This window comes from Nonomuraea sp. NPDC001684, from assembly GCF_053596515.1.
This window is the reverse complement of the sequence record NZ_JBSFGJ010000324.1, coordinates 1-10,680: the sequence shown is the minus strand read 5'-3', so window position 1 is coordinate 10,680 and position 10,680 is coordinate 1. Positions and strand designations below refer to the sequence as shown.

The window sequence follows — 10,680 nt, the reverse complement described above, 5'->3', positions numbered from 1 at the left end:
GGCTCCGACCGGCACGAGGAGCTGTGCCGGTCGGCGCTGGCGGCGGCGGGCGTGCCGGTGCTGGGGGCGATCCGCCGCGACGACGCCGTGGCCACGCCCTCCCGGCACCTGGGGCTGGTGCCGGCCGCCGAGCGCCGGACCGAGGCGGTCGCCGCCGTGGACCGGCTGGCCGCCCTGGTGGCGCGTTCGTGCGACCTGGACGCGTTGCTGCGGCTGGCGCGCTCCGCTCCCCCGCTGGGCGGCCCCTCCTGGACGCCGCCGACGCCCGCCGCGACGGGCGGCCGGCCGGAGGAGGCGGTGGCGGCTGCCGCGCGCGGCCAGGAGCCCGTCAGAGGCGACCGGCCGGTGGTGGCCGTGGCCGGTGGGGCGGCGTTCACGTTCGGCTACGCCGAGCAGGTCGAGCTGCTGCGGGCGGCGGGGGCCGAGGTGGCCGTCTTTGACCCGCTGCGCGACACGCGGCTGCCGGACGGGACCGGCGCGATCGTGATCGGCGGCGGCTTCCCGGAGGTGTACGCCGCCGAGCTGGCCGCCAACGAGCCCCTGCGGCAGCAGGTGGCCGCCTTCCCCGGCCCGATCGCCGCCGAGTGCGCGGGCCTGCTGTACCTGTGCGACGAGCTGGACGGTCAGCGCATGTGCGGGCGCGTCCCCGGGCGGGCGCGGATGACGTCCCGGCTGACGCTCGGCTACCGGGACGCCGTCGCGCTGCGCCGCTCGCCGCTCACCAGGACGGGCGAGCGGCTGCGCGGGCACGAGTTCCACCGGACGGCCCTCACGTACGCGGGCGAGCCGCTGTTCCGCTGGGACGGCGGCCTCGACGGGTACGGCGACCCCGGCGTGACCGCGTCCTACCTGCATCTGCACTGGGCGGGCGCGCCGCGCCTGGCTCAGCGGCTGGTGTCGTCCTCCAGGTCGCCCTCGGTCTTGAGGTAGACCTCCTGCAGGCCGCGCAGGACCTCCGGGTCCGGGTGCTGCCACATGCCGCGCTCGGCGGCCTCCAGGAGGCGTTCGGCGATGCCGTGCAGCGCCCAGGGGTTCGAGCGGGCCATGAACGCCTGGTTCTCGGGGTCGAGCACGTACGTCTCCGTGAGCTTGTCGTACATCCAGTCGGCCACCACGCCGGTGGTGGCGTCGTAGCCGAACAGGTAGTCGACGGTGGCGGCCAGCTCGAAGGCGCCCTTGTAGCCGTGCCGGCGCATGGCGGCCAGCCAGCGCGGGTTGACCACCCTGGCGCGGAAGATCCGTGAGGTCTCCTCCGACAGGGTGCGGGTGCGCACGGCGTCGGGGCGGGTGCTGTCGCCGACGTAGGCGGCCGGGGCCTTGCCGGTGAGCGCGCGCACGGTGGCGATCATGCCGCCGTGGTACTGGAAGTAGTCGTCGGAGTCGGCGATGTCGTGCTCGCGGGTGTCGACGTTCTTGGCGGCGACGGCGATGCGGCGGTAGGCGTCCTCCATCTGGGGGCGGGCGGCGACGCCGTCGAGGTCGCGGCCGTAGGCGTAGCCACCCCACACGGCGTACACCTCGGCCAGGTCGGCGTCGTCGCGCCAGTTGCGGCTGTCGATGAGCGGCAGCAGCCCGGCCCCGTACGCGCCGGGCGCGGAGCCGAAGACGCGCATCGTGGCCAGTCGCTCGTCGCCGCCCGTCGCGGCCACGTGGGCGCGGACGTAGTTGTCCTCGGCGGGCTCCGCCAGCGACGCGACCAGCCGTACGGCGTCGTCGAGCATGCCGACCACGTGCGGGAAGGCGTCGCGGAAGAAGCCGCTGATGCGGACCGTCACGTCGATGCGCGGGCGGCCCAGCTCGGCGAGCGGGATCGGCTCCAGGCGGATGACGCGACGCGACGCCTCGTCCCATTCGGGGCGGACGCCGAGCAGGGCCAGCACCTCGGCGACGTCGTCGCCCGCCGTGCGCATGGCGCTGGTCCCCCACACCGACAGCCCGACCGAGCGCGGCCACTCGCCGGTGTCGGCGCGGTAGCGCTCCAGCAGCGACTCCGCCATCGCCTGGCCGGTCTCCCAGGCCAGGCGGCTGGGCACCGCCCGGGGGTCCACGGAGTAGAAGTTGCGGCCGGTCGGCAGCACGTTGACCAGGCCGCGCAGGGGGGAGCCGCTGGGGCCGGCGGGCACGTAGCCGCCGTCCAGGGCGTGCAGGACGTGGTCGAGCTCGTCGGTGGTGCGGGCCAGGCGCGGCACCATCTCGGTGGCGGCGAACGCCAGCACCCGCGCCACCAGCTCCACCCGCCCCTCGGCCACGCCTTCCTCGGCCACGCCACCCAATACCGCGCGGGTGACGGCGGGGGCTGCGTCCGGGGCCCAGGCGTGCTGCTCCATGGCCTCGACCAGGGCGCGGGCGGTCGTCTCGGCGCGGTCCACGTCGCCGAGCGCCGCCGTGCCGTCCTCGGCCAGGCCGAGCGCCTCGCGCAGGCCGGGCAGCGTCTCCCTGCCGGCCCACATCTGCCGGGCGCGCAACATCGCCAGCACCAGGTCCACCCGCACCTGGCCGGTGGGCGCCTGGCCGAGGACGTGCAGCCCGTCGCGGATCTGGGCGTCCTTCACCTCGCACAGCCAGCCGTCCACGTGCAGGATGAGGTCGTCGAACTCGCTGTCGTGCGGCCGGTCGGCCAGCCCGAGGTCGTGGTCGAGCCGGGCGGCCTGGATCAGCGTCCAGATCTGCGCCCGGATCGCGGGCAGCTTGGCGGGGTCCATGGCGGCGATCGTGGCGTGCTCGTCCAGGAGCTGCTCCAGCCGGGCGATGTCGCCGTAGGTGTCGGCGCGGGCCATCGGCGGCACCAGGTGGTCCACCAGCACGGCGTGCGCGCGCCGCTTGGCCTGCGTGCCCTCCCCCGGGTCGTTGACGAGGAAGGGGTAGACCAGCGGCAGGTCGCCGATGGCGGCGTCGGTGCCGCACGCGGCCGACATCCCCGCCGACTTGCCGGGCAGCCACTCCAGGTTGCCGTGCTTGCCGACGTGCACCATCGCGTGCGCGCCGAACTCGGCCGACAGCCAGCGGTAGGCGGCCAGGTAGTGGTGGCTGGGCGGCAGGTCGGGGTCGTGGTAGATGGCGATCGGGTTCTCCCCGAAGCCGCGCGGCGGCTGCACCATCACCACCAGGTTCCCGGCCCGCAGCGCGGCCAGCACGATGTCGGTCCCGCTGTCGCCCTCGTGCACGAAGAGCTCTCCGGGCGGCGGGCCCCAGTGGCGCTCGATTCCCTCGCGCAGGGCCGCGGGCAGCGTCCGGTACCACTGCTCGTAGGAGGCGGCGGAGATGCGCACCGGGTTGCCCGCCAGGTGCTCCTCGGTCAGCCAGTCCTGGTCCTGGCCGCCGGCGGCGATCAGCGCGTGCACCAGCGCGTCGCCGTCCTGGTCGGCCACGCCGGGGAAGCCGTCGCCCAGGTCGTAACCCGCCTCGGCGAGACGGGCCAGCAGCCGGACGGTGCTCGCGGGGGTGTCCAGCCCGACCGCGTTGCCGACGCGGGAGTGCTTGGTCGGGTACGCCGACAACATCACCACCAGCCGCCGTTCGGCGGGAGGGGTGTGCCGCAGCAGGCCGTGGCGCACCGCGATGCCCGCCACCCGGGCGGCCCGCTCGGGGTCGGCGACGTAGACGGTCAGCCCGTCGGGGTCGATCTCCTTGAACGAGAACGGCACCGTGATGATCCGCCCGTCGAACTCCGGGATCGCGACCTGGGAGGCGGCGTCCAGCGGCGACAGCCCGTCGTCGTTCTCCTCCCATGCCTGCCGGGTGGTGGTCAGGCAGAGTCCTTGCAGGATCGGCACGTCCAGCCCGGCCAGCGCGCCGACGTCCCAGGCCTCGTCGTCGCCGCCCGCCCCCGCGGTGGCCGGACGGGAGCCGCCCGCCGCCAGCACCGTGACGACCAGGGCGTCCGCCGCGCGCAGCGTGTCCAGCAGCTCCGGCTCGGCCGCGCGCAGGGACGAGCAGAAGACCGGCAGCGCCTGCCCGCCCGCGTCCTCGACGGCGTCGCACAACGCCTCGACGAACGCGGTGTTGCCGGCCATGTGGTGGGCCCGGTAGTAGAGCACGCCCACCACGGGACCGCCGGTGGTCCTGGCAGGGCGGTCCAGCCGTCCCCAGGTGGGAGCGGGGACGGGCGGCTCGAACCCGTGCCCGGTCAGCAGGACGGTGTCGGACAGGAACGCGTGCAGCTCGGCCAGGTTCGCCGGACCGCCATGGGCCAGGTAGGCGTGCGCCTCGGCGCACACCCCGCCGCTGACCGTGGACAGCTCCATCAGCTCGGCGTCGGGAGCCTGCTCCCCGCCCAGCACCACCACCGGGCGCGGCCCGGCCAGCAACGCGTCGAGCCCTTCCGGCCAGGCCCGCCGCCCGCCCAGCAGGCGCACCACGACGAGGTCGGTCCCCTCCGTCAGGCCGGGGACGTCCTCGGCGGTCAGCCGGGCGGGATTGCCCAGGCGGTAGCCCGCCCCGCAGGCGCGAGCGCTCAGCAGGTCGGTGTCGGAGGTGGAGAGCAGCAGAACGGTACGGCTGTCGCCAGGCACGGCGCATTCCTCCCTCGGGGTCCTCGCCCCGGTCGCGGGTGACACGACGGCAGGAGTCTCCTGGCTCCCGGATCGACGCTCACCCCGGCCTTCCCGCCCGTCGCCGGACAGTGGCCTCGTGGTGGGGTTCGCTCCCCGGTCACAGTGGCGGGACCGCGCCGGATTCACACCGGCTTCCTCCCATTGCCATCGTCTACGCCGAAGCTTACGACAGGAGCGACCCGTCCCAGAAGTGGCGTTACGATCCCTTCGTGCCCGTAGGTGAATCTTCCGGACGTACGCGTCCCGATGCCTGTCCGGGGGCGCTCCAGGTGCACGAGGCCGCCGACGGCCCGCTCGCCCGCGTGCGCCTGCCCGGCGGCGCGGTGTCGGCCGCGCAGCTCCGCGTGCTCGCCGGGTGCGCGGCCGAGCTGGGAACGGGCGTGATCGAGCTGACGTCGCGGGCGAACGTCCAGGTGCGGGGGCTGCGCGCGCCGGAGGTCTTCGCCGGGCGGATCGCGGCGGCCGGGCTGCTGCCGTCGCCCGCGCACGAGCGGGTGCGCAACATCCTGGCCTCGCCGCTGGGCGGGCGCGGTCCCGACGGGCTGCTGGACGTGCTGGCGATGGCGGACGCCCTGGACCGGGCGCTGTGCGCGCGGCCCCGGCTGGCCGCGCTGCCGGGACGGTTCCTGTTCGCCCTGGACGACGGCACGCGGGACGTCGCCGGGCTCGGCGCGGACGTCACCTACGTGGCGACCGGACGGCTGCTGCTCGCCGGCGCCGACACGGGGCTGACCGTCGCCCCGGACGCGGCCGTCCCGCTCATGATCGACGCCGCCGAGGCGTTCCTGGACGAGCTGTCCCCCGACGGCCCGCGCGCCTGGCGCATCCGCGACCTCCCGGACGGCCCCGCCAGAATCGCCACCCGCCTGCGCGCCGGCGAACCAAGCCTGATCGACGCCGCGAACGCCCCGGACGCCCCGGAAGCGCCGGACGCCCCGGAAGCGCCGGAAGCGCCGGAAACCCCGGCCGCCGCGAACATCGCGGCAGCCGCGGACGCCCCGCCCGCCCCCGTCTCCGCGCGCCGCCCGTCGGCGGGCAGGATCGCCCAGCGGGACGGCCGGGTGGCGATCGAGGCGCTCGTGCCACTCGGCCGCCTGACGTCCGGCCAGGCCGGAGCCCTCGCGGACCTCGGACGGCCGGTGCGCCTGACCCCCTGGCGGACCGTCGTCCTGCCGGACCTCTCCCCCGGCGAGGCGGACCGGACCGAGCGGGCGCTGGCCGCCGCCGGGCTCGCCACCGACCCGGACTCCCCCTGGGCCGGGGTGACCGCCTGCACCGGCCGTCCTGGCTGCGCGAAGGCGCTCGCCGACGTGCGGGCCGATGCCCGGCAATGGGTGCGGAGCCTCGGCCGCGCACCCGCCACGCCCGTCCACTGGGCCGGTTGCGAGCGGCGCTGCGGCCTGCCACGCGGCCCGGTCCGCCAGCTGATCGCAACCATCAACGGATACGAGGAACGCCAGGAGTGAGCGACTACATCCGCGACGGCGCCGAGATCTACCGGCGCTCGTTCGCGACCATCCGCGCCGAGACCGACCTCACGGGCCTGCCGCCCGAGGTCGCCCAGGTGGCGGTGCGCATGATCCACGCGTGCGGCATGACCGACCTCGTCACCGACCTGGCCTGGTCGCCGCAGGTGGTCGCGCGGGCCAGGGAGGCGCTGCGCGGCGGCGCGCCGGTGTTGTGCGACGCCATGATGGTCGCCTCCGGCGTGACCCGGCGCAGGCTGCCCGCGGGCAACGAGGTGCTGTGCACGCTGGGCGATCCGCGCGTGCCCGAGCTGGCCGAACGCCTCGGCACCACCCGCAGCGCCGCGGCCCTGGAGCTGTGGCGCGACCGCCTGGAGGGCGCGGTGGTGGCGATCGGGAACGCGCCGACCGCCCTGTTCCGGCTGCTGGAGCTGGTGGCCGAGGGCGCCGGACGCCCCGCGGCCGTGCTCGGCATCCCGGTCGGCTTCATCGGCGCGGCCGAGTCCAAGCAGGCGCTGGCCGACAGCGACCTGGAGTACCTGGTGGTGCACGGCCGTCGCGGCGGCAGTGCGATGACGGCCGCCGCGATCAACGCCATCGCGAACGAGACGGAGTGACGACCATGTCAGGACGCCTGTACGGAGTCGGCCTGGGCCCCGGCGACCCCGAGCTGGTCACGGTCAGGACGGCCCGGCTGATCGGCGAGGCCGACGTGATCGCCTACCACGCCGCCCGGCACGGCCGCAGCATCGCCCGTTCGATCGCGCTGCCGTACATGCGCGAAGGCCAGATCGAGGAGCTGCTGCTCTACCCGCTGACCACGGAGACCACCGACCACCCCGGCGGCTACCAGGGAGCGCTCGACGACTTCTACGCCGACTGCGCCGAACGCCTGGCCGCCCACCTGGACGCGGGCCGCACCGTGGTCGTGCTGGCCGAGGGCGACCCGCTGTTCTACGGCTCCTACATGCACATGCACAAGCGGCTCGCCCACCGCTACCCGACCGAGGTGGTGCCCGGCGTGACCTCGGTCAGCGCCGCCGCCGCCGTGCTGGGACGGCCGCTGGTCGAGCGGGACGAGGTGCTGACCGTGCTGCCCGGCACGCTGCCCGCGCAGGTGCTGGCCGAGCGGCTGCGCGACACCGACTCGGCCGCCGTGCTCAAGCTGGGCCGCACGTTCGGGAAGGTGCGCGACGCGCTGGCCGAGGCGGGCCGCCTCGACGACGCCTGGTACGTCGAGCGCGCCACCATGGGCGCCGAGCGGGTCGCCCCGCTGAAGGACGTGGACCCGGACGGCGTCCCGTACTTCTCGCTGGCCCTGCTCGCCAGCCCGGCCGAGCGCACCTTCGTCCCCGAGCGCCCGGCGGACGAGGTGCGGGGCGAGGTGGCCGTGGTCGGCCTGGGCCCGGCCGGGCGGCCGTGGCTGACGCCGGAGGCGCAGGAGGCGCTGGCCGCGGCCACCGACCTCGTCGGCTATGGCCCGTACGTGGACCGGGTGGCTCCGAACCCGCGCCAGCGCCGCCACCGCACCGACAACCGGGTGGAGGCCGAACGCGCCAGGCACGCCCTTGAGCTGGCCCGGGACGGGGCTCGCGTGGCGGTCGTGTCGTCCGGCGACCCGGGCGTGTTCGCCATGGCCAGCGCCGTGCTCGAAGCCGCCGCCGACTTCCCGGACGTGCCGGTGCGGGTCGTGCCGGGACTGACCGCCGCCCAGGCGGTCGCCGCCAGGGCGGGCGCGCCGCTCGGCCACGACTACTGCGTGCTGTCGCTGTCCGACCTGCTCAAGCCGTGGGAGGTGGTGGCCGACCGGCTGTCCGCGGCCGCGCGGGCGGACCTGGTGCTGGCGATCTACAACCCGGCCTCGCGCAGCCGTACGTGGCAGGTCGCCGCCGCCCGGGACCTGCTGCTGGAGCACCGCGCGCCGGACACCCCCGTGGTGATCGGCCGCGACGTCGGCGGCCCGCAGGAGAGCGTCGCGGTCACCACGCTCGGCGAGCTGGACCCCGGCCAGGTGGACATGCGCTGCCTGCTGATCATCGGCTCGTCCACGACCCGGGCCACCGAAGGCGGCGTCGTCTACACCCCGCGCCGCTACCCCTGAACCCAGGCCGCCGCCGCCGCCACGCTGTCCGTGGCCCGGACGCCCGCGGGCAGCGGCGGCCGGTCCACCATGATCACCGGCAGGCCGAGCTCACGCGCCGCGCCGAGCTTGGCCGTGGTCATGCCGCCGCCGCTGTCCTTGGTCACCAGCACGTCCAGGCGGTGCTCCCGGATCAGGGCGCGCTCGCCCTCGACGGTGTACGGCCCGCGGTCGAGCAGGACGTGCACGTTCGCCGGCACCGGCCCCTCCGGCGGGTCCACCGACCTGGCCAGCAGCCACACGCCGGGCAGCGGCGCGAACACCGGCAGGCTCCGGCGTCCGGTCGTGAGGAAGACCCGGGTGTCCCGGCCGGCCGCGCCCCACCGGGCCGTGGTCAGCAGCCCGGCCGCCTCCTGGAGGGAGCCGACCCGCAGCCACGCGTCGCCCGGCCCCTCCCGCCATCCCGGACGCCGCAGCACCAGCAGCGGCACCCCGGTCGCCGACGAGGCCGCGACCCCCGAGGCGGTCATCCGCTCCGCGAACGGATGCGTGGCGTCGACCAGCACGTCGATGCGCTCCTCCAGCAGCCACGCGGCCAGGCCCGACGGCCCGCCGAACCCGCCTTCCCGCACCTCGCCCACGGGGAGCCGCGGGTTGTTCACCCGTCCCGCCAGCGAGGACACCACGTGCAGCCCGGGATCGGCGGCCAGCTCGGCGGCCAGGGCCCGCGCCTCCGCGGTGCCGCCGAGGATCAGGACCCGTCGCACGCCCGCTCCCTGGCGTCGCTGTAGAGGTGGCTGTCGGGGAACTGCGTCGCCGACAACACCCGGCCCACGACGATCACGGCCGTCCGCCGGATCCCGGCGTCGTGGACCTGTCCGGCGATGTCGGCCAGCGTCCCGCGCAGGATCACCTCGTCGGCCCGGCTCGCCCGCGCGACCACGGCCACCGGGCAGTCCGGTCCGTAGGAGGGCAGCAGCTCGGCCACCACCGCGTCGATCCGCTGCACGGCCAGGTGCAGCACCATCGTGGCCCGGCTCGCGCCGAGCGTGCCGAGGTCCTCGCCGTCCGGCATGGGGGTGGCGCGGGCGGAGGTGCGCGTCAGGATGACCGTCTGGCCGACGCCGGGCACGGTCAGCTCCCGGCCCAGCGCGGCCGCGGCCGCCGCGAACGCCGGAACCCCGGGCACCACCTCGTACGGCACGCCGAGGGCGTCCAGCCTGCGCATCTGCTCGGCCACGGCGCTGAACACCGACGGGTCGCCCGAGTGCAGCCGCGTCACGTCGAGACCGTCGCGGTGCGCGGCGGCCAGCTCGGCGACGATCTCGTCGAGCGTCAGGTCCGCCGTGTTCACCAGCCTGGCCCCGGGCGGGCAGGCGTCGAGCAGCTCGCGCGGCACCAGCGACCCGGCGTACAGGCAGACCGGCGACGCCTCCAGCCGGCGCAGGCCGCGCAAGGTGATCAGGTCGGCGGCGCCGGGACCGGCTCCGACAAAGTACACGGTCACGGCCGGTCCCCCTCCGTCATCGTTGATCCTTCCTTGTGATCGACCACACGGTCACCGGCATCGCCGCCCGCCAGCCGGTGAACCCGCCGACCGGCGAGGCCCGCTGGACGCCCAGGCGCACCAGGTCGCCCCCGAGCCTGCCGTACCAGTGGGCGAGGACGGCCTCGGACTCCAGGGTCACGGCGTTCACCACCAGCCGGCCGCCGGGGCGCAGCGCCGTCCAGCAGCGTTCCATCAGGCCGGGGGCGGTCGCGCCGCCGCCGACGAACACCGCGTCCGGCTCGGGCAGCCCGTCCAGCGCCCCGGGGGCCTTGCCCTCGACCACGCGCATCGACGGCACGCCGAGTCGCTCGGCGTTGCGCCGGACGGCGGCGGCCCGGTCGGCCCGGCTCTCGATCGCCACGGCGGCGCACGACGGGTGGCTGCGCATCCACTCGACGGCGATGCTGCCCGCCCCCGCGCCCACGTCCCACAGCAGCTCGCCTGGCAGCGGGGCCAGGCGGGACAGGCTGACGGCGCGGACCTCCCGCTTGGTGAGCTGCCCGTCGTGCTCGTACGCGCCGTCGGGCAGCCCCGGCACCCTGGCCAGGGGCTCGGCGTCCCGGGCGAGGACGCACTCGACGGCGATCACGTGCAGCGCGGACTCCTGGCCCTCCGCCCAGCTCTCGGCCGTGCCCCGCCGTTCGGACTCCCCTGGGCCGCCCAGCTCCGACAGCACCGTCATCGGGCTGGGTCCGTACCCGTGCCGGGCGAGCAGCCCGGCGACCACCGGCGGCGAGTCAGGCCCCGCGCCGAGCACGACGACCCGGCGGCCCGGCTGGAGCGCGGCGGCCAGCGCCGCGGGCGGCCGGCCCACCAGGCTGACGACGTCCACCTGCTCGGCCGGCCAGCCCAGCCGGGCGCAGGCCAGCGTCAACGACGACACGTGCGGCAGCACCGTTACGCGCTCCGCGCCCAGCAGCCGGACCAGCGTCGAGCCGATGCCGTAGAACATCGGATCGCCGCTGGCCAGCACGCAGACCTCGCGGCCGGCGTACCGGTCCATGAGGGCCGGCAGGGCGGGCAGCAGCGGCG

General features: G+C 76.0%; 8 protein-coding genes and 1 riboswitch. Of the genes, 4 read left to right on the top strand and 4 right to left on the bottom strand.

The genetic code is table 11. The annotated features are described in order from the left end of the window. A partial coding sequence (locus ACWCSD_RS37690; RefSeq protein WP_449922122.1) for a cobyrinate a,c-diamide synthase occupies positions 1 to 930 on the top strand: 930 nt, incomplete at its 5' end. Here the strand turns inward: ACWCSD_RS37690 and cobN are convergent. After that, entirely contained in the window at positions 885 to 4,511 is a 3,627-nt protein-coding gene (gene cobN / locus ACWCSD_RS37685) for a cobaltochelatase subunit CobN (protein WP_397158051.1), read from the bottom strand. The two genes, ACWCSD_RS37690 and cobN, sit on opposite strands and share 46 nt — an antisense overlap. A gap of 38 nt (positions 4,512 to 4,549) precedes the next feature. Beyond that, positions 4,550 to 4,731, bottom strand: a riboswitch (cobalamin riboswitch). A gap of 31 nt (positions 4,732 to 4,762) precedes the next feature. Between cobN and cobG the strand changes: the two genes are divergently transcribed. Genes cobG through ACWCSD_RS37670 form a run of 3 tightly spaced genes read left to right on the top strand, consistent with a single transcriptional unit; the run spans position 4,763 to position 8,120 of the window. Further along, the gene (cobG, locus tag ACWCSD_RS37680; protein WP_449922120.1) at positions 4,763 to 6,019 is read left to right on the top strand and encodes a precorrin-3B synthase; all 1,257 of its coding nucleotides are present in this window, start codon (positions 4,763 to 4,765) and stop codon (positions 6,017 to 6,019) included. Next, positions 6,016 to 6,636: a precorrin-8X methylmutase gene (locus tag ACWCSD_RS37675; RefSeq protein ID WP_449922118.1), complete on the top strand. Its 621-nt coding sequence runs from the start codon at positions 6,016 to 6,018 to the stop codon at positions 6,634 to 6,636. The genes cobG and ACWCSD_RS37675 overlap by 4 nt, the downstream gene beginning before the upstream one ends. Before the next feature lie 5 nt (positions 6,637 to 6,641). Beyond that, the gene (locus ACWCSD_RS37670) at positions 6,642 to 8,120 is read left to right on the top strand and encodes a precorrin-2 C(20)-methyltransferase (RefSeq protein ID WP_449922116.1); all 1,479 of its coding nucleotides are present in this window, start codon (positions 6,642 to 6,644) and stop codon (positions 8,118 to 8,120) included. On the opposite strand, the gene ACWCSD_RS37665 is transcribed toward ACWCSD_RS37670, so the two are convergent. From ACWCSD_RS37665 to cbiT, 3 genes are all read right to left on the bottom strand, one after another. Continuing rightward, positions 8,111 to 8,866 (bottom strand): cobalt-precorrin-6A reductase, encoded by a 756-nt coding sequence (locus ACWCSD_RS37665; protein WP_397158059.1) that lies wholly within the window; start codon positions 8,864 to 8,866, stop codon positions 8,111 to 8,113. The two genes, ACWCSD_RS37670 and ACWCSD_RS37665, sit on opposite strands and share 10 nt — an antisense overlap. Beyond that, the gene (cobM, locus tag ACWCSD_RS37660) at positions 8,851 to 9,606 is read right to left on the bottom strand and encodes a precorrin-4 C(11)-methyltransferase (protein ID WP_352359788.1); all 756 of its coding nucleotides are present in this window, start codon (positions 9,604 to 9,606) and stop codon (positions 8,851 to 8,853) included. Before cobM ends, ACWCSD_RS37665 begins: the two co-directional genes overlap by 16 nt. A 16-nt stretch (positions 9,607 to 9,622) precedes the next feature. Then, positions 9,623 to 10,680 (bottom strand): precorrin-6Y C5,15-methyltransferase (decarboxylating) subunit CbiT (gene cbiT / locus ACWCSD_RS37655; protein ID WP_449922113.1); only part of this gene is annotated, 1,058 nt, incomplete at its 5' end.